Source organism: Kutzneria kofuensis, from assembly GCF_014203355.1.
Lineage (GTDB): Bacteria > Actinomycetota > Actinomycetes > Mycobacteriales > Pseudonocardiaceae > Kutzneria > Kutzneria kofuensis.
The window spans coordinates 3635642-3653166 of record NZ_JACHIR010000001.1; the positions used below are offsets into that span (position 1 = coordinate 3635642).

Sequence of the window (17525 nt, forward strand, 5' to 3'; positions counted from 1 at the left end):
GATCAGAAGTCCATGCCGCCGGCGTCCGGGGCGCCGGCCGGGGCCGGGTTCTTCTCCGGCTTGTCGGCGACGACGGCCTCGGTGGTGAGGAACAGCGCGGCGATCGACGCGGCGTTCTGCAGCGCCGAGCGGGTGACCTTGGCCGGGTCGATGATGCCCGCGGCCACCAGGTCCTTGTACTCGCCGGTCGCGGCGTCGAGGCCCTCGCCGGCCTTGAGGCCCTTGACCTTCTCCACCACGACGCCGCCCTCGAGGCCGGCGTTGACGGCGATCTGCTTCAGGGGCGCCTCGACGGCGACCTTGACGATGTTCGCACCGGTGGCCTCGTCACCCGACAGGGTGAGGCCGGCGAACGCGGTCTCGGCGGCCTGCAGCAGGGCCACGCCACCACCGGCGACGATGCCCTCCTCGACGGCGGCCTTGGCGTTGCGCACCGCGTCCTCGATGCGGTGCTTGCGCTCCTTGAGCTCCACCTCGGTGGCGGCGCCGGCCTTGATCACCGCGACACCGCCGGCCAGCTTGGCCAGGCGCTCCTGCAGCTTCTCGCGGTCGTAGTCCGAGTCGGACTTCTCGATCTCGGCGCGGATCTGCTTCACGCGGCCCTGGATCTGCTCGGCGTCGCCGGCGCCCTCGACGATCGTGGTCTCGTCCTTGGTCACCACGACCTTGCGCGCCTTGCCCAGCAGGGTCAGGTCGGCGTTCTCCAGCTTCAGGCCCACGTCCTCGGAGATGACCTGGCCACCGGTCAGGGTGGCGATGTCCTGGAGGATGGCCTTGCGGCGGTCGCCGAAGCCCGGGGCCTTGACGGCGACGGACTTGAAGGTGCCGCGGATCTTGTTGACCACCAGGGTCGCCAGGGCCTCGCCCTCGACGTCCTCGGAGATGATCAGCAGCGGCTTGCCGGCCTGGATGACCTTCTCCAGCAGCGGCAGCAGGTCCTTGACGGAGCTGATCTTGGAGCCGAACAGCAGGATGTACGGGTCCTCGAGGACCGCTTCCTGGCGCTCGGCGTCGGTCACGAAGTAACCGGAGATGTAGCCCTTGTCGAAGCGCATGCCCTCGGTGAGCTCCAGTTCGAGCCCGAGGGTGTTGCTCTCCTCGACGGTGATGACACCTTCCTTGCCGACCTTGTCCATCGCCTCGGCGATCAGCTCGCCGATGGTGGAGTCGGCGGCGGAGATGGACGCGGTGGCAGCGATCTGCTCCTTCGTCTCGATCTCCTTGGCGGTCTTCAGCAGCTGCTCGGCAACCGCCTCGACGGCCTTCTCGATGCCCCGCTTGAGGCCCAGCGGGTTCGCGCCGGCCGCGACGTTGCGCAGGCCCTCGCGCACCAGCGCCTGGGCCAGCACGGTGGCGGTGGTGGTGCCGTCACCAGCGACGTCGTCGGTCTTCTTGGCGACCTCCTTGACGAGCTCGGCCCCGATCTTCTCCCACGGGTCCTCGAGCTCGATCTCCTTGGCGATGGAGACACCATCGTTGGTGATGGTGGGGGCGCCCCACTTCTTCTCCAGCACGACGTTGCGACCCTTGGGGCCGAGCGTCACCTTGACGGCGTCTGCGAGGGTGTTCATCCCGCGCTCGAGACCGCGGCGGGCGTCCTCGTCGAACGCGATCATCTTGGCCATTGCGGTGTGGTCCTCCGGATTATGGATGACACGGTGCTCGGCCAGGCTCGGTGCCCGCGACGGACGACCCTCCGGGATCTCCCGGACGGCCTCACCGTCCCGACCTAACGTGTTGGCACTCGTAGTGCCCGAGTGCTAGTTCGTGTTTAGCACTCGGGGCGGCCGAGTGCAAGCAAGCGGCACTCAGGCGGTCAGCCACACGATGAACACGACGAGAATGACGAGCAACGCGGTGCCGGCCAGGACGGGCACGGCCCAGCGGGCGGCGCCGCCGTCCTCGCGGAAGGCGGTGTTGTTGATCGGCGTCGGCGGGCGCAGCCGGACCGGCTGGTCGCCGGCCTGGGGATAGCCGTACTGCGGCTGCGCCGGCTGCTGGTACGGCCGCGGCTGCGGCTGGCTGGGGAACGGCTGCGACGACGGTCCCTGGGCGGTCTGGGCGGCGGCCTGCACGGGAACCGGCCCGCTGGCGGGCTCGGTCCGCACGGTCGGTTGCTGCGTCACGGGCGTCGGCGCGGGCACGCCCGGCTGCGCGACGGTGACCAGCGCCGAGCGGGCGGCGGCGACCAGCTCGCGGCAGTTGGCGTAGCGCTGCTTGGGATCCTTGGCCATGCCCTTGCGGATCACGTCGTCGATGCCGGCCGGCAGGTTCACCAGCTTGGTCACCGACGGCGGCTGGCTGCCCAGGTGGCCCTGGATCACCTCGGACACGCTGCCCTGATAGGGCGGGCGGCCGGTGAGGCACGCGAACAGCACACAGGCCAGGGAGTACAGGTCGGTACGGCCGTCGACGGGCTCGCCGCGCAGGTGCTCGGGCGCCGCGTACGTGGGCGAGCCGAGGAAGTCGCCGCCGCGGGTGCGGTGGCCGGTGGCGCCGCGCCGGGTCAGGCCGAAGTCGGCGAGGTAGACGTGCTCGCCCGCGGACTCGCGGCTCGTCACGAGCATGTTGGCCGGCTTGACGTCCAGGTGCACGAGGCCGCGCCCGGCCAGCATGTCCAGCGCCTCGCCGGCCTGGCTGACCAGGATCAGGGCGCGCGAGGGCGGCAGCGGGCCGTCCTTGATCAGGCTGGCCAGGTCGGACCCGTCCACCAGCCGCATGGCGATGTAGAGCAGGCCGTCCAGCTCACCGAAGTCGTACAGCGGCACGACATTGGAGTGGTCGATGGCCGCGGTGTTGCGCGCCTCGTCGACGAAGCGCTCCCGGAACTCCGGGTCCTCGGTCAGGTGTTCGGAGATGACCTTCAGCGCGACCTTGCGGCCCAGCCTCATGTCCGTCGCCCGGTACATGACGCTCATGCCGCCGCGGCCGAGCACCGCGTCGATGCGGTAGTGGCCCAGGCGCTTCCCGGTCAAGTCGTCCGACACGAGGTCAGCCTAACGTCCGCGAGTTTTGCCTCGCGGCCGGTTGGTGGGAAAACGGCGGCGGCCGCGCGGGCCGCCGCCGTCACTGGTGACTCGTTCAGACCTTGCGGACGTCCGCGGCCTGGCTGCGGCCATCGCGGCCGGCCTGGACCTCGAACTCAACCCGGTCGCCCTCGGCCAGTGCCCTGAATCCGTCCATCTGAATCGCCGAGTAGTGGACGAACACGTCCTGACCACTGTCCTGAGCGATGAAGCCGTAGCCCTTTTCCGAGTTGAACCACTTGACCGTGCCGACTGCCACGGCGTCCTCCTTGAGATGTGGCGCGCGGCGCTGTGGGCGCCGAATGGATCTCACGTCAACGTTAGCGGCCACAGGGCGTCACGCCATCTGCTTGTTGGGTGCTCTTGTTGCGACAGGTTCGTTGCCGCACAGCAATTTCTGATGACTCGAACGGCGGTACCGCCGACAGCGGCGGGCATGCGGGAGGATGGGGTCCGTGTCCACTTCAGCTACCCGGTTGGCGAGCGTCGACGAGCACCTTTCGACTGTGTTGGGGCTGGTCGGCAATACGCCGGTCGAACGCATTCCCGTCGCGGACTGCCTCGGTTTGGCCATCGCCGAGGACCTCCGCTCCCCGGTTGCCCTGCCGCCGTTCGACAATTCGGCGATGGACGGTTACGCCGTTCGGGCGCGAGACATCAGGGACGCCCCCGTCGAACTCCCCGTAACCGACGACATCCCCGCCGGAAAAACGGAACTGACCGACCTGGCGCCCGGAACGGCGCAGCGGATCATGACCGGCGCCCCGGTTCCGCCCGGCGCGGACGCCGTCGTCCAGGTCGAGCTCACCGACGGCGGCGTCGAGCGGGTGCTGGTGCACGGCGAGGTCGAGCCGGGCGCGCACATCCGCCGGGCCGGCGAGGACGTCCGGGTCGGCGACGTCGTGCTGCGCGCGGGCGCGGAACTCGGGCCGGCGCAGCTGGGTCTGGCCGCCGCGGTCGGCGCGGGCGAGCTCCCGGTGCGGCGGCGGCCGCGGGTTCTGGTGCTGTCGACCGGGTCCGAGCTCGTCGCGCCGGGGAATCCGTTGCTGCCCGGGCAGATCTACGAGTCCAACGGCGTGATGCTGGCGGCGGCCATCCGGTCCGCGGGTGCGCTGGCCGAGGTGCTCAGCTTCGTGCCGGACGATGTCGAGGCGTTTCACCGGGCGCTGGAGGACCGGCTGGAATCGGCCGACCTGATCGTCACATCGGGTGGGGTCAGCGCCGGCGCCTATGAAGTGGTGAAGGACGCGTTCACCGGCAACGGCGTGGAGTTCCGCAAGGTGGCGATGCAGCCGGGCATGCCGCAAGGCGCCGGCAAGTACCGGGGCGTGCCGGTGGTCACGCTGCCGGGCAACCCGGTCAGCGCACAGGTGTCGTTCGAGGTGTTCCTGCGGCCGGCCCTGCGCTCGGCGATGGGGCACGCGGTGATCCAGCGGCCGACCCGGAGCGCGGTGATCACGGAGGCGCTGCGCTCGCCGTCCGGCCGCCGGCAGTTCCGGCGCGGCCTGCTCGACCCGGCCGCCGGCACGGTCGAGCTGGTCGGCGGTCCCGGCTCGCACCTGCTGAGCGCGCTGGCGGTGGCGAACTGCCTGGTCGTCGTGCCGGAGGGGGTCAGCGAGGTGGCGGCGGGCGAGGCCGTCACGGTTGTCGGACTCGATGCGTAGAGTCGTGTCGTGGGACTCATCGGATGGATCGTGCTGGGCGCGATCGTGGGCTGGGCCGCCAACCTCGTCGTCGGCGGCCGGGACCGGCGACCGCAGGGCTGCATCGTCAGCATCCTGGTCGGCATCGCCGGCGCGTTCCTGGGCGGCTTCCTGTTCCAGCTGGCCACCGGGCATCCGCAGGACTTCGGCTTCAACTTCACCAGCTTCGGCATCGCGCTGGTCGGCGCCGTGCTGCTGCTGGCGGTGCTGAGCCTGTTCCGCAACGCCGGTCGCGGCCGGTAGCCCACGCCGGGGCCCGTGCCGGGTGCCCTATCGTGTGCCGCGATGAACGCCAACTCGCCCGAACCCGCCGGGTTCTCCGTCAGCCACTTCCTGGACCTGGCCCGCAAGACCGTGCCGCCGATGCACCCGGGCGGCCGGCCGATCGTGGCCGGCTTCGCCGTCGGGGCGCTCGTGCTGCGGCTGCTCAACCGCCGGCTGGGCTTCCTGGGCTTCCTGGCCACGGCCTGGTGCGCCTGGTTCTTCCGGGAGCCGGCCCGGGTGACGCCGACCCGCCCGAACATCGCGGTCGCCGCCGCCGACGGCACGGTCGCGGACGTCACCGAGGCGGTGCCGCCGGCCGAGCTGGGCCTGCCGTTCGGGCGGATGCTGCGGATCAGCACGTTCCTCAACATCTTCGACGTGCACGTGCAGCGGCTGCCGGCGACCGGTGAGATCACCGCCGTGCACTACCGGCCGGGCAAGTTCCTGTCCGCCGACCTGGACAAGGCGTCCGAGGACAACGAGCGCAACTCGCTGGCCATCCGCACCGAGGACGGCCACGACCTGGTGGTCGTGCAGATCGCCGGCCTGGTCGCGCGCCGCATCGTGTGCGAGGTCAACCAGGGCGAGCAGGCCGTGGCCGGCCGCACCTACGGCCTGATCCGGTTCGGCTCCCGCGTCGACCTCTACGTGCCGCTGGGCAGCCGGGTGCTGGTCGAGCCGGGGCAGCGGACCATCGGCGGCGAGACCGTGCTCGCCGAACTCGGGGGCTGACCAGATGCCCTCGGGTCCGGGTGTGCGGCTGCTGCCCAACGCCATCACGGTGCTGGCGATGTGCGCGGGCCTGTCCGGCGTGCAGTTCGCCCTCACCAACAACTACGCGGTGGCGATCGGCGCGATCGGCGCGGCCGCGATCCTGGACAGCCTGGACGGCCGGATCGCCCGGCTGCTGGACGCCACCAGCAAGATGGGCGCCGAGCTGGACTCGCTGGCCGACGCCATCTCGTTCGGCGTCTCGCCGGCGCTGATGCTGTACATCTGGGCCCACGGTTCCGACAACGGCCTGTGGATCGTCTCGCTGATCTTCGCGGCGTGCATGGTGCTGCGCCTGGCCCGGTTCAACACGCTGCTCGACGACACCGAGAAGCCGCCGTTCACCAAGGAGTTCTTCGTCGGCGTGCCGGCACCGCCGGGCGCGCTGCTGGCGCTGCTGCCGATCGTGCTGTGGCTGGCGGCCGGCAGCGGCTGGTGGACCTCGCCGATCGTGGTCGCGGTGTGGACGGTCATCGTCGCGGCTCTGATGATCAGCCGGGTCCCGACGCTGTCGCTGAAGACGATCAAGGTGCCGCCGCGGTTGGTGGCGCCGCTGCTGGTCGGCGTGGTGCTGGTGGCCGCGACCGTGCTGCTGTACCCGCTGTGGGCGCTGGTCGCCGCGATGCTGATCTACCTGGCGCACATCCCGTACTCGATCTACCGCTACTACTGGCTGGCCCGGCACCCCGAGGCGTGGTCGGTGCCGTCGCGGGAGCGGCGGGCGATCCGCCGCGCCGGCAGCGCCGCCCGCCGGTTCGGGCTGCGGCCGCCGCTGCGCCGCCGGGTGGCCGGCGCGGCCAGCCGGATCAGCCAGGTGCGGCTGCCCCGGCGCAGCGAACCGTCCACCAACGGCGACGGCCGCCGCCGGGGTTGGCGTCAACTGGGGCTGCGCCGTCAAGAACGCCGTTGAGTCACGGCCGCGTGGCTAAGCTGGCCGCGTGATCTCGCTGACCGCCCGGTTGTCGCCGTCCGCGTTGGACACCCGGCGAGGTGTCGTCCGGCTGCACCCAGAAGTGCTCGACGCGCTCGGCCTTCGCCAGTGGGACGCGGTGAAGCTGACCGGCGCCCGGGTCAGCGCCGCCCTGGCCGCGGCGCACGACGGCGAGAGCCCGCACGGCATCGTCTACGTGGACGACGTCACACTGTCCAATCTGGGCATCGTCGAGGGCTCGGAGATCGCGGTGGCGCCGGTCGAGGTGTCGGCGGCGCGGTCGATCGTGGTGTCCGGTTCACGGCTGGCGTCGGCATCCGTGCACCCGGACACGCTGCGGCTGGCCCTGACCGGCAAGGTCCTGACCACGGGCGACGCCGTGTCACTGCTGCCGCAGGACCTCGCCCCGCCGCCCGGCTCGGACGTCTCGCAGGCGCGCCGGCAGCTGGCGCTGGCGATCGGCACCACGTGGACGAACGAGTTGATCACCGTGACGGCGACACAGCCGCCGGGGCCGGTGACCATCGGCCCGAGCAGCGTGCTGACCTGGCGCGGCGCTGAGGTAGTCGCCGAACCGGAGCCCGAGCCGGAACCGGTCGTGGTGCCGGTGGAGGCGCCCGAGGTCGCGCCCGTGCCGGTCGCGGACCTGGTGGGGCAGCAGGACTCCGCGAAGCTGTTCGGTGAGTGGCTGAACCTGGCCTTCCACCGGCCGGAGCTGCTGGCCCAGCTCGGCGCGTCGGCGCAGCTGGGTGTGCTGGTGAGCGGCCCGGAAGGCGTCGGCAAGGCGACTCTGGTGCGCGCGGTCGCCCACAGCACCGGGGCCTCGGTGGTCGAGCTGTCCGCGCCGAGCATCGCCGCGTTGGAAGCGAACGCCGCCGCCAAGCAGCTGTCGGCGGCGATTGCCAAGGCCACCAAGCCATCCGTGCTGCTGATCTCCGACATCGACGCCCTGCTGCCGGCGGCGACTCCCCCGCCGGTCGCGACGATTGTGCTGGACACGCTGCGCGCGGCCGTCCGCACCGAGGGCCTGGCGCTGGCCGTGACCAGCGCACACCCGGAGGCGATCGACCCGCGGCTGCGCGCGCCGGAGCTGGTCGACCGCACGCTGTCGCTGCCGTTGCCGGACGGCAAAGTTCGCGTCGAGCTGCTGCGGGTGCTACTGCGCGAGGTACCGCTGGAGTCCGATGTGGACCTCGGCGAGGTTGCCGACCGCACCCCCGGTTTCGTCGCCGCCGACCTGGCCGCGCTGCGTCGGGAAGCCGCGCTGCGGGCGGCTATGCGGCACCAGGGCGGCGTGCTGCAGGTGAGCCAGCAGGACCTGCTCGGGGCGCTGGAGACCGTCCGCCCGATCTCTATGTCCACTTCGGACACTCTGCGGACCGGTGGCCTCACCCTGGACGACGTCGGCGACATGAGCGAGGTCAAGCAGGCGCTCACCGAGGCCGTGCTGTGGCCGCTGCAGTACCCGGATTCCTTTGCCCGCCTGGGGGTTCAGCCGCCGCGCGGGGTGCTGATGTACGGGCCACCCGGCTGCGGCAAGACGTTCCTGGTGCGGGCCCTGGCCGGCAGCGGGCGACTGAACGTGCTGTCGGTCAAGGGCGCGGAGCTGATGGACAAGTTCGTCGGCGAGTCCGAACGGGCCGTGCGGGAGCTGTTCCGCCGGGCCGCGGAAGCCGCGCCGACCCTGGTCTTCCTGGACGAGGTCGACGCCCTCGCGCCGCGCCGGGGCCAGTCCTCCGACTCCGGCGTCGCCGACCGGGTGGTGGCCGCCCTGCTGACCGAGCTGGACGGCGTCGAGCCGCTGCGGGACGTGATCGTGGTCGGCGCGACCAACCGGCCGGAGCTGCTCGACCCCGCGCTGCTGCGGCCGGGCCGGCTGGAGCGGGTGATCTACGTGCCGCCGCCGGACGCGGCGGCTCGGACCGAGATCCTGCGGTCGTCGTCGAAGAACATGCCGCTCGGCGCGGACGTCGACCTCGCCGCGCTGGCCGAGGAGCTCGACGGCTATTCCGCCGCCGACTGCGCGGGGTTGGTCCGGGAGGCGGCTCTGACCGCCATGCGGGAGTCCCTGGCGGCGGCCGAGGTCACCGCCGCGCACCTGGCCAAGGCCCGCACCGCCGTCCGCCCCTCCCTGGACCCGGCGCAGCTGGCCGCCCTAGCCGCCTACGCCGACTCCCGCAAGCTCTGACCGCTCGGAAAGGACCATTCCACGCGTTGGATGCGAGGAATGGTCCTTTCACGCAGCTCAGGCCCTTCCCAACGTCCGATCAGCCCTTCTTGGGCGGGTTGTAGTCGTCGGTGACGATCACGATGACACCCGGGTCGGCGGCCTGGATGCCGTCGAAGCGGGGCATCACCCGCATGTGGAAGGCCTGGCCGAGCGCGTTGGCGGCGGCTTCCTCGTCGGTGCCGGGCCGGAAGTACACCGTGGTCGTCGCGATGATGCCCTGCGAGTAGTTGCCGACCTGGGTGACGTTGAAGCCCGCGCTGGTGAAGTCGGAGGCGGCCTGCTGCGCCATGCCCTTGATGGTGCCGTTGTTGTACACGCGCACCGGCACCGACTGCGGGTTGTTCGCGGGCGGCGGCTGGGCCGGCGGGTTGGTGGTCGTGCTGGCCGGCGGCTTGGCCGTGGTCGTGGTGGGCGGCGGCGCCTGCGTGGTGGTCGTGGGCTTGGCCGGCGCGGACGACGACGTGGTGGTGGCCGGGGGCGGCGTGTTGCTGGTGGAGCCGCCGGCCTCGTTGCCCCCGCCGCCGAGCGGCAGCAGGCTGATGATGCCCATCACCAGGGCGATGGCGGCGACGACGAGCAGGACGATGCCGGCGATGCGGGCGGGGCGGGCCGGGCCGCCGGTGGACTCCGGCGTGGTCATCGCGGCTCGAACCCCAGTCGGCGCGCGGCGCGGGCGCGCTGCCTGCCGGCGCGCAGCCGACGCAGCCGCTTGATCAGCATCGGGTCGGCCGCCATGGCTTCCTGCTTCTCGATCAGGCCGTTGAGCACCTGGTAGTACCGGGTCGAGGACATGTCGAACAGCTCCCTGATGGCCTGCTCCTTGGCCCCGGCGTACTTCCACCACTGACGTTCGAACGCCAGGATGGCGTGCTCGCGTCGGGTCAGGCCGTCGGCAGGCTCGTCCACCTGCGTGATGGCCTTAACGGCGTCCATCTGGCTCCTCGCCCCTCACGGTCGCGGATCCCTGCGGTCGCAGGAATCACACCCGTGTGATTCCCCGCGACCATTCAATCACGTGATCTTGCTCCGGGCCGTGCCCGACCCCGGCGCGTCACGATCCGGTGAACCTTACCGACCACCCCTGACATTGATCTTGCCGAACCGGCCCCTAGGGTCGGCGCATGGCGATTCACCCGATCCGCGTGGTGGGCGACCCGGTGCTGAGCACCCCTACGCGCCCGGTCACGGACTTCGACGACGAGCTGCGCACCCTGGTCGCTGACATGTACGAGACGATGGCCGCGGCCAACGGCGTCGGTCTCGCGGCCAACCAGATCGGCGTCGACCTGCGGGTATTCGTCTACGACTGCCCGGACGACGAGGGCGTGCGACACAAGGGCGTCGTGGTCAACCCGACGCTGACCACCTCGGAGCGGCCGGAGGGCATGCCCGACCCGGACGACGACTTCGAGGGCTGCCTGTCGGTGCCGGGCGAGACCTACCCGACCGGGCGAGCGACCTGGGCCAAGGTGACCGGCTTCGACGACAGCGGCGAGCCGGTCGAGGTCGAGGGCACCGGCTTCTTCGCCCGCTGCCTGCAGCACGAGACCGACCACCTCGACGGCCTGCTCTACCTGGACCGACTGGTCGGCCGCAATGCCCGGGCGGCCAAGAAGATGGTCAAGCGCAACGGCTGGGGCGTGCCCGGCCTGTCCTGGGACCCGGCGGTCGAGCCGGATCCGTTCGCGGACGACGAAGAGGCGTAGCCGACCGCCCGGCCGAGCGCGGCCTCGGCGCGGCTCGCGGCGGTGACCACGGTCGTGGGCACGCGGGTCGTTCTGCGTGCCCGTTCGTCCGCCCCTTGATCCTCTCCCGGTGAACGCACGTCTACTTACCGTAGGCGGAGATCTCGGGAGGACACAGCCATGGGCAGGGTCGTCGTCACGGCCACCACCTCGCACCGGCGCGCGATGCGCACGATCGCCGGCGCGCTGACGGACCGCGGCCACGAAGTGGAGTTGATCACCGGCCTCGAGCCGCCGACGGGCCGGGCGCTGGTCGACCAGCACCGCCGGCTGTGCCGGCTGCTGGCGGAGTCGGACAAGCCGACGGTCGTGGTCGGCGACGTGGCGTTCCAGGGCACGTTGCCGCTCAGCTACGGCGCGCCCGGCCCGAAGCCGGCGGCGCTGATCCTGGTCGGCACGGAGCCGTACTCGCTGAGCAGCATCGACACCGCGCCGGCCGGTCTCGGCCTGCCGCCGGACCGCACGGCCGCCGGCCGCGAGCGCAACCGCCGCGCCTACGAGTACGTGCGGGACGCGCTCGGCGGCGTGCAGGCGGAGTTCGTCGAGGCCATGCGGTCCGTCGGCGTCACGCATGATCCGCTGCCGTTCGTGCTGGACGCCCCGGTCCTCGCGGCGGACCGGTTCCTGCAGCTGTCCGTCGAGGAGCTGAGCTACCGGCGCAGCGACACGCCTTCGCACGTGCGCTTCATCGGCACGTTGCCGTCCAAGCACATCGCGGACGAGGTGGTGATCAGCGACGGCGCCTTCGACACCGTCCAGCAGGCGTTGCGGAACGCGAAGCCGCTGGTGCTGACCGGTCGTTCGGCCGAACAGCTGGAGAGCAACACCCGGGCCGCCGCGACGGGGGCGGCGCTGTACCTGGCCACGGACAAGCCGTCGGAGGACGACATCGAGAAGGCGGTGCGGATCGTGCTGACCGATCCGACCTATCGGGGCAACGCCAAGCGCCTGGCCGCGGAGTACGCGCGGCTCGATGCGCTGGGCAGCATCGCCGACGCGGTGGCGGGTTACCTGTCCTGAGGCACCAGCAACAGCTTTCCCGTGGTGGCACGGGATTCGAGGTCGGCGTGCGCCTTGGCGGCGTCCCTGAGGGCGTAGCGGCCGCCGATGCGCACGGTGATCTGTCCCTTGCGGACCATGTCGAACACCTCGCCGGTGCGGCGGATCAGCGCCTCGCGCGTCGGCACGTGGTCGGCGACGACGGCGTACGACAGCAGGATGCTGTTGGGCAGGTCCATCGGCGTCAGCGTGGGAACGCCCATGAACGGTCCGTAGTAGACGTGCACGCCGTGCCGGCGCAGCGACAGCTGCGACGAGCGGAACGTCGGCGCGCCGCCGCCGTCGTAGACCACGTGCGCGCCCTCGCCGCCGGTCAGCTCGCGGATCTTGTCCTCGAAGCCGCCGCCGCTGGACACCAGCACGTGGTCGGCCGTTGCCGCGGCGACCTTATCCGGCCGTGACACCAGGCCGATCGAGGTGCCGCCGCGGGCCTTGATCATCTGGGTCAGCATCAGCCCGACCCCGCCGGCCGCGGCGTGCACGACGGCGGTGTCGCCGGGCTTGATCGCGTACGTCTCCGTGGTGAAGTGGTTCGCGGTCAGGCCCTGCATCATCACCGCCGCCGCGGTCTCGTCGTCGATGTCGTCGGGCACCTTGACCAGCGACCCCGCCGGCGCGAGGACCAGCTCCGCGTAGCTACCCGGCACGTAGTACCAGGCCACGCGGTCGCCCACGGCGAGGTCGTCCACCCCGTCCCCGACGGCGACCACGCGGCCCGCGCCCTCCACGCCCAGCGTCACCGGCGCACCCCAACCGCCCATACCGGTTTCCCGGGCGCCGATGTCCATGTAGTTCACGCCGATGGCGGTCGGCGCGACCACGGCCTGTCCGGCGCCGGGTGTGGGGTCGGGGAGTTCGGTCCAGGCCATGACCTCGGGACCGCCGTGCCGGTCGATGTGAATTGTTCGCATGCCATCGAACGTAGGCGGCGAAAAATGGACCAGCAAGTACAGAACGTCAGCTCAGCAGGCGCTGCACCTCGGCCATCTCGTCCGGCTTCAGCGGCCCGAACTCCAGTGCGCCGACGTTCTCCTCGACCTGGGCGACCGTGCGGCAGCCCGGGATCGGCACGGCCCGGTCGCACCGCGCCCAGATCCACGCCAGCGCGCCCTGCGTCAGCGTCCGACCGCCCGAGGTCAACACCTCGCGGACGGCTTCCACCCGCTTGGCGAACTCCGGTGTCGGCTTGCCGTCACGGAAGAACTGCATCCAGCCCGGCACCTTGTTCCGCACGTCGTCGTCGGGCAGCGCCGCCGTGGCCCAGTCGCGGCCGGTCAGCAGCCCCATCGCCAGCGGGCCGCGGCACAGCATCGTCAGGTCGTGCTCCTCCAGCACCGGATACATGTCCGGCCGGTCGTGCAGCACGTTCATCTCCGCCTGCACGTACGAACCGAACACCTTGGCGCGTTCGGGGTCGTCCGTGCTCCACCCGTACGCCCTGATCAGCCCCTCAAGGACCAGGTCGTCGAGGGCCCCACGCAGCTCGGCGGCCTGGTCGAACGGCAGGTCACCCAGGTGCAGCTGGTAGATGTCCACGTGGTCGGTGCCCAGGCGCCGCAGCGAGTCGGTCAGCGCCCGGCGCATGTACGCCACGCTGCCGTCGCCGCCGGTCATCTGCCGCGTCGCGGAATCGAAGGTGTTCCCCCACTTCGTGGCGATCCGGATCTCGTCCCGCCGGCCGGCGAAGACCCGCCCGAGCAGCTCCTCCGCGTGCCCGGTGCCGTACACGTCGGCGGTGTCGAACAGGTTCACCCCCAGCTCGACGGCGCGCCGCAGCGCCCGCGCCGACTCCTCGTCGTCCGTCGGCCCCCAGCCGACCGCCTGCGTGCCGTCGAAGAACGGCCCGCCCATCGCCCAGGTCCCGATGCCCATGTTCGCCATGGAGCCGATCCAACTAGCTGGAGCGCACTCCAGGTCAAGCGGAATGCGGGTTCGCCGCCGGTGCCTGGACCGCGGGCAGTTGTCGATCGAGTCTGTTCATCGATCGACAACTGCCAAGGGAAGGCACCGGCCTCGTGGGCGAACCCGCCCCGCGCGGAACGCGCGGCGTAGACACGGTCAGACTTCTTTCCGCCAGGGCACGCTCGGCAGCCCGGCCAGCTCCCGCAGCGACCGGCACCGCGCCAGCTCGTCGTACCGCTCGGCCAGCACATGGGCCCGGATCCGCTGCGCCTGCGAGGTCGTGGGCAGCTCGCCGAGCAGCAGGAACGGCATGGTCAGCCGCCAGCCCTGGACGATCGTCTCGCGGTGCCGGTGCGGCGCCCGCAGCACCATCCGGGCCACCCGCATGGCGTGCTCGTTGCCGGTCATCCGGGTCGGGTAGCCCATGTGGTCCCACGCCCAGCGGTTCTCGTCGGCCACCCGGCAGCGCAGGCACGGCAGGTCGCCGGTGCCCAGCTCCGCCCCGCAGGCCGGGCAGCGCAGCAGCGTCATGGCCACGTCGGTGCAGGTCCACGGGAGCTTGCCGACGTCCTCCAGCAGCACCAACTCGGCCAGCTCCAGCTCGGGCAGGCCGGCCACCTCCACCAGCGGCCGCCAGTCCAGCGTCCAGAACTGGTCCACCAGTTCGGCGCAGACCAGGCACGTCGGATAGCCGCGGCCGGCCAGCTCGCCGCAGGCCGGGCAGTCGATGACCGCCGTCGGTCGAACCGCCCGTCGGGCGCCGGGTGGAAACGGTTGATCGTCTGCCACCGGCACAAGGTACGCGACTCGAGGCTGGCAGGAACCGCCCGCATTCGCTAGCGTCGGGACCCGACAACTGAACACCGCGGGAGCTCGCGCCACAGCGGGCTGAGAGGGCGGCTGGGTCAACTGCTGATCCGGCGCCGCCGACCGCCTGAACCTGACTGGGTAATGCCAGCGTAGGGAGGAATCGCCATGACGTCCCTTGACGACCGCGTCCGGCCCACCGTGACCACGGGCCCCATCCAGGGTTCCCGCAAGGTCTACGTCGACGGCCCGGACGGCATCCGGATCCCGATGCGCCGGGTGGAGCTCACCAATGGCGAACACCTTGACCTGTACGACACCTCCGGCCCGTACACCGACGACAACGCGACCATCGATGTCCACAGTGGACTGTCACGGCTGCGCGCGCCGTGGGTCGCCGAGCGGGAACCCGTCAACGGCGCGGTGACCCAGCTGGCCTACGCCAAGGCCGGCATCATCACCAAGGAGATGGCCTTCTGCGCCGCCCGCGAGGGCGTGGACCCCGAGTTCGTGCGCAGCGAGGTCGCGATCGGCCGCGCGGTGATTCCGGTCAACCGCAACCATCCCGAGTCCGAGCCGGCCATCATCGGCAAGAAGTTCCTCGTCAAGATCAACGCCAACATGGGCAACTCGGCCGTCTCCTCGTCCATCGAGGAGGAGGTGGACAAGATGGTGTGGGCGACCCGCTGGGGCGCGGACACCATCATGGACCTGTCCACCGGCAAGCGGATCCACGAGACGCGGGAGTGGATCCTGCGCAACTCGCCGGTTCCGGTCGGCACCGTCCCGATCTACCAGGCGCTGGAGAAGGTCGACGGGGACCCGACCAAGCTGTCCTGGGAGGTGTACCGGGACACCGTGATCGAGCAGTGCGAGCAGGGCGTGGACTACATGACCGTGCACGCCGGCGTGCTGCTGCGGTACGTGCCGCTGACCGCTCGCCGCGTCACCGGCATCGTGTCCCGCGGCGGCTCGATCATGGCCGCCTGGTGCCTCGCGCACCACCGGGAGAGCTTCCTCTACACCAACTTCGAGGAACTCTGCGACATCCTGCGCGCCTACGACGTCACGTTCTCGCTCGGCGACGGGCTGCGGCCGGGGTCCATCGCGGACGCCAACGACGCCGCCCAGTTCGCGGAGCTGCGCACCCTCGGCGAGCTCACGCACATCGCCCGGGCCAAGGACGTGCAGGTGATGATCGAGGGCCCCGGCCACGTGCCGATGCACAAGATCGTGGAGAACGTGCGGCTGGAGGAGGAGGTCTGCGGGGAGGCGCCGTTCTACACGCTCGGCCCGCTGGCCACCGACATCGCGCCGGCCTACGACCACATCACCTCCGCGATCGGCGCCGCGCAGATCGCCTGGGCCGGCACCGCGATGCTGTGCTACGTCACGCCCAAGGAGCACCTCGGCCTGCCCAACCGGGACGACGTCAAGACCGGCGTGATCACGTACAAGATCGCCGCGCACTCGGCCGACCTGGCCAAGGGGCACCCCAAGGCGCAGGAGCGGGACGACGCGTTGTCCAAGGCGCGCTTCGAGTTCCGCTGGACCGACCAGTTCAACCTGTCGCTGGACCCCGACACCGCGCGGTCCTTCCACGACGAGACGCTGCCGGCCGAGCCGGCCAAGACCGCGCACTTCTGCTCCATGTGCGGGCCGAAGTTCTGCTCGATGCGGATCACGCAGGACGTGCGCAAGTACGCTGAGGAGCACAACTTGTCCTCTGTGGAAGCGATCGAGGCGGGAATGGCGGAGATGTCGCAGGAGTTCGCGGCCCACGGCAAGCAGGTCTACCTGCCGGTTGTGGAGGGTTGATGGGGGCAACTCCCCCTCGGGCACTGACGATCGCCGGCACCGACTCCGGCGGCGGCGCCGGTGTGCACGCCGACTGCCGGACGTTCTTCGCCTGCGGCGTGCACGCCACCACCGCGGTCACCGCGGTCACCGTGCAGAACTCGGTCGGGGTCTCGGGTTTCCACGAGATCCCGCCCGAGGTGGTGGCCGCGCAGATCGAGGCGGTGGTGACCGACATCGGCGTGACCGCGGCGAAAACCGGCATGCTGGCGTCGGCGCCGATCATCGAGGCCATCACCGAAGCGATCGACAAGGTCGGCATCGGCCGTGACCGGCAGATCCCGTTTGTCGTCGACCCGGTGTCCGCGTCGATGCACGGCCACCAGCTGCTGCACGACAATGCCTTGGCGGGCCTGAAGAAGCTGCTGTTTCCGAGGGCCTGTCTCGTCACGCCCAATCTGGACGAGGTGCGTCTGCTCACCGGCATCGACGTCACCAGCCGGGACATGATGCTCGACGCCGCCAAGGCCATGTTCGACCTCGGACCGCAGTGGGTGCTGATCAAGGCCGGGCACCTGCGGTCGGATCCGGAGTGCGTGGACATCCTCTACGACGGCGTCGCCGTGATCGAGCTGCCCGGTCCGCGCTTCGACGTCACCGACACGCACGGCAGCGGCGACACCCTGGCGTCGTCGATCACCTCGGCCCTGGCCAAGGGCGCGACCATGCCGGCGGCGGTGGAGTTCGGCAAGCGCTTCATCGTCCACGCGGTGAGGAACGCCTACCCGCTGGGCCACGGCGTCGGCCCGGTCTCGAACTTCTGGCGGCTCTCCGACGAACCGATCTGATCAGCTCACCGGCTGCGGCGCGGCCTCGGCGGCCGCGTCGTAGGCGGCGCGGGCCCGCCTGATCTCGTCGAAGTTGGCCTGGGTCCAGTTGTTCAGCGCGATCAGGTGCACGCTGATGCTCTGCCCGAGCGGCGTGAGGGCGTACTCCACGCTCGGCGGCGTCGTCGGGTAGACGGTGCGGCTGATCAGGCCGTCGCGCTCCAGGCTGCGCAGGTTCTGGGTGAGCACCTTCGGTGTGATGCCGGCCACCTCACGGCGCAGCTCGCCGAAGCGGTGCGGGCGCTGCGCCAGCCGGCCGATCATCAGGGCGGTCCACTTGTTGGCCACCAGATCGAGCACGTCCCGGCACGGACAGGCGCGAAGGTACACGTCCCAGGCAGTATCCATCAGGTACCTACTTTACAAATTAGTGCGTACTAGCGATTGTGTACCGCTTCCCACA

Annotated in this window: 18 protein-coding genes and 1 riboswitch; of the genes, 9 read left to right on the top strand and 9 right to left on the bottom strand. The window is 70.9% G+C overall.

Going from position 1 to position 17525, the window contains the following annotated elements:
• Positions 1 to 2: 2 nt before the first annotated feature.
• The 3 genes from groL to BJ998_RS16630 all read right to left on the bottom strand — a co-directional run bounded on the left by groL (position 3) and on the right by BJ998_RS16630 (position 3285).
• Positions 3 to 1625, bottom strand: coding sequence for a chaperonin GroEL (groL, locus tag BJ998_RS16620; protein ID WP_184862708.1), 1623 nt, complete (start codon positions 1623 to 1625; stop codon positions 3 to 5).
• A 183-nt stretch (positions 1626 to 1808) separates the two neighbouring features.
• Positions 1809 to 2987: a serine/threonine-protein kinase gene (locus BJ998_RS16625; protein WP_184862710.1), complete on the bottom strand. Its 1179-nt coding sequence runs from the start codon at positions 2985 to 2987 to the stop codon at positions 1809 to 1811.
• Positions 2988 to 3081: 94 nt separating this feature from the next.
• The gene (locus tag BJ998_RS16630; protein ID WP_025354171.1) at positions 3082 to 3285 is read right to left on the bottom strand and encodes a cold-shock protein; all 204 of its coding nucleotides are present in this window, start codon (positions 3283 to 3285) and stop codon (positions 3082 to 3084) included.
• Positions 3286 to 3472: 187 nt separating this feature from the next.
• Here BJ998_RS16630 and moeA point away from each other — a divergent pair, with 187 nt between their 5' ends.
• From moeA to BJ998_RS16655, 5 genes are read left to right on the top strand one after another with little or no spacing between them, the layout of a single operon-like run.
• Complete coding sequence (gene moeA / locus BJ998_RS16635; RefSeq protein WP_184862712.1) at positions 3473 to 4690, top strand: molybdopterin molybdotransferase MoeA; 1218 nt, start codon at positions 3473 to 3475, stop codon at positions 4688 to 4690.
• A 9-nt stretch (positions 4691 to 4699) separates the two neighbouring features.
• Complete coding sequence (locus tag BJ998_RS16640; protein WP_184862714.1) at positions 4700 to 4972, top strand: GlsB/YeaQ/YmgE family stress response membrane protein; 273 nt, start codon at positions 4700 to 4702, stop codon at positions 4970 to 4972.
• A 42-nt stretch (positions 4973 to 5014) separates the two neighbouring features.
• A complete protein-coding gene (locus BJ998_RS16645; RefSeq protein ID WP_184862716.1) occupies positions 5015 to 5725 on the top strand; it encodes a phosphatidylserine decarboxylase in 711 nt (236 codons plus the stop codon).
• Between the two features lie 4 nt (positions 5726 to 5729).
• The gene (pssA, locus tag BJ998_RS16650; protein WP_184862717.1) at positions 5730 to 6674 is read left to right on the top strand and encodes a CDP-diacylglycerol--serine O-phosphatidyltransferase; all 945 of its coding nucleotides are present in this window, start codon (positions 5730 to 5732) and stop codon (positions 6672 to 6674) included.
• Positions 6675 to 6702: 28 nt separating this feature from the next.
• Complete coding sequence (locus BJ998_RS16655; RefSeq protein ID WP_184862719.1) at positions 6703 to 8883, top strand: AAA family ATPase; 2181 nt, start codon at positions 6703 to 6705, stop codon at positions 8881 to 8883.
• Positions 8884 to 8962: 79 nt separating this feature from the next.
• On the opposite strand, the gene BJ998_RS16660 is transcribed toward BJ998_RS16655, so the two are convergent.
• Both BJ998_RS16660 and napA read right to left on the bottom strand, forming a co-directional pair.
• Entirely contained in the window at positions 8963 to 9565 is a 603-nt protein-coding gene (locus BJ998_RS16660; protein ID WP_184862721.1) for a LytR C-terminal domain-containing protein, read from the bottom strand.
• Positions 9562 to 9858, bottom strand: a complete 297-nt coding sequence (gene napA, locus BJ998_RS16665; protein ID WP_184862723.1) for a nucleoid-associated protein NapA — start codon at positions 9856 to 9858, stop codon at positions 9562 to 9564. The genes BJ998_RS16660 and napA overlap by 4 nt, the downstream gene beginning before the upstream one ends.
• A 188-nt stretch (positions 9859 to 10046) precedes the next feature.
• Between napA and BJ998_RS16670 the strand changes: the two genes are divergently transcribed.
• Positions 10047 to 10631 (top strand): peptide deformylase, encoded by a 585-nt coding sequence (locus BJ998_RS16670; protein WP_184862725.1) that lies wholly within the window; start codon positions 10047 to 10049, stop codon positions 10629 to 10631.
• Between the two features lie 159 nt (positions 10632 to 10790).
• A complete protein-coding gene (locus tag BJ998_RS16675; protein WP_184862727.1) occupies positions 10791 to 11690 on the top strand; it encodes a glycosyltransferase in 900 nt (299 codons plus the stop codon).
• On the opposite strand, the gene BJ998_RS16680 is transcribed toward BJ998_RS16675, so the two are convergent.
• From BJ998_RS16680 to BJ998_RS16690, 3 genes are all read right to left on the bottom strand, one after another.
• Entirely contained in the window at positions 11678 to 12640 is a 963-nt protein-coding gene (locus BJ998_RS16680; RefSeq protein ID WP_184862729.1) for a quinone oxidoreductase family protein, read from the bottom strand. The genes BJ998_RS16675 and BJ998_RS16680 overlap by 13 nt on opposite strands.
• A 46-nt stretch (positions 12641 to 12686) precedes the next feature.
• Positions 12687 to 13601: an aldo/keto reductase gene (locus tag BJ998_RS16685; protein ID WP_221338036.1), complete on the bottom strand. Its 915-nt coding sequence runs from the start codon at positions 13599 to 13601 to the stop codon at positions 12687 to 12689.
• Between the two features lie 186 nt (positions 13602 to 13787).
• Positions 13788 to 14420 (bottom strand): hypothetical protein, encoded by a 633-nt coding sequence (locus BJ998_RS16690; RefSeq protein WP_184862733.1) that lies wholly within the window; start codon positions 14418 to 14420, stop codon positions 13788 to 13790.
• 66 nt (positions 14421 to 14486) lie between these two features.
• A riboswitch (TPP riboswitch) is annotated at positions 14487 to 14614 on the top strand.
• Here BJ998_RS16690 and thiC point away from each other — a divergent pair.
• Positions 14607 to 16256 carry a phosphomethylpyrimidine synthase ThiC gene (gene thiC / locus BJ998_RS16695; protein WP_184862735.1) on the top strand — a complete coding sequence of 550 codons (1650 nt, stop codon included), beginning with the start codon at positions 14607 to 14609 and terminating at the stop codon, positions 16254 to 16256. Its footprint overlaps the riboswitch before it by 8 nt.
• Positions 16256 to 17083, top strand: a complete 828-nt coding sequence (thiD, locus tag BJ998_RS16700) for a bifunctional hydroxymethylpyrimidine kinase/phosphomethylpyrimidine kinase (RefSeq protein WP_184862737.1) — start codon at positions 16256 to 16258, stop codon at positions 17081 to 17083. The genes thiC and thiD overlap by 1 nt, the downstream gene beginning before the upstream one ends.
• Here the strand turns inward: thiD and BJ998_RS16705 are convergent, their stop codons facing one another.
• A complete protein-coding gene (locus BJ998_RS16705; protein ID WP_184862739.1) occupies positions 17084 to 17470 on the bottom strand; it encodes a winged helix-turn-helix transcriptional regulator in 387 nt (128 codons plus the stop codon).
• Positions 17471 to 17525 lie beyond the last annotated feature (55 nt).

Coding starts and splice junctions, on each gene's coding strand:
- groL (WP_184862708.1), bottom strand. CDS start 1,625: ATGGCCAAGATGATCGCGTTCGACGAGGACGCCCGCCGCGGTCTCGAG.
- moeA (WP_184862712.1), top strand. CDS start 3,473: ATGGGGTCCGTGTCCACTTCAGCTACCCGGTTGGCGAGCGTCGACGAG.
- BJ998_RS16645 (WP_184862716.1), top strand. CDS start 5,015: ATGAACGCCAACTCGCCCGAACCCGCCGGGTTCTCCGTCAGCCACTTC.
- pssA (WP_184862717.1), top strand. CDS start 5,730: ATGCCCTCGGGTCCGGGTGTGCGGCTGCTGCCCAACGCCATCACGGTG.
- BJ998_RS16660 (WP_184862721.1), bottom strand. CDS start 9,565: ATGACCACGCCGGAGTCCACCGGCGGCCCGGCCCGCCCCGCCCGCATC.
- napA (WP_184862723.1), bottom strand. CDS start 9,858: ATGGACGCCGTTAAGGCCATCACGCAGGTGGACGAGCCTGCCGACGGC.
- BJ998_RS16670 (WP_184862725.1), top strand. CDS start 10,047: ATGGCGATTCACCCGATCCGCGTGGTGGGCGACCCGGTGCTGAGCACC.
- BJ998_RS16675 (WP_184862727.1), top strand. CDS start 10,791: ATGGGCAGGGTCGTCGTCACGGCCACCACCTCGCACCGGCGCGCGATG.
- BJ998_RS16680 (WP_184862729.1), bottom strand. CDS start 12,640: ATGCGAACAATTCACATCGACCGGCACGGCGGTCCCGAGGTCATGGCC.
- BJ998_RS16685 (WP_221338036.1), bottom strand. CDS start 13,601: ATGGGCATCGGGACCTGGGCGATGGGCGGGCCGTTCTTCGACGGCACG.
- thiC (WP_184862735.1), top strand. CDS start 14,607: ATGACGTCCCTTGACGACCGCGTCCGGCCCACCGTGACCACGGGCCCC.
- thiD (WP_184862737.1), top strand. CDS start 16,256: ATGGGGGCAACTCCCCCTCGGGCACTGACGATCGCCGGCACCGACTCC.
- BJ998_RS16705 (WP_184862739.1), bottom strand. CDS start 17,470: ATGGATACTGCCTGGGACGTGTACCTTCGCGCCTGTCCGTGCCGGGAC.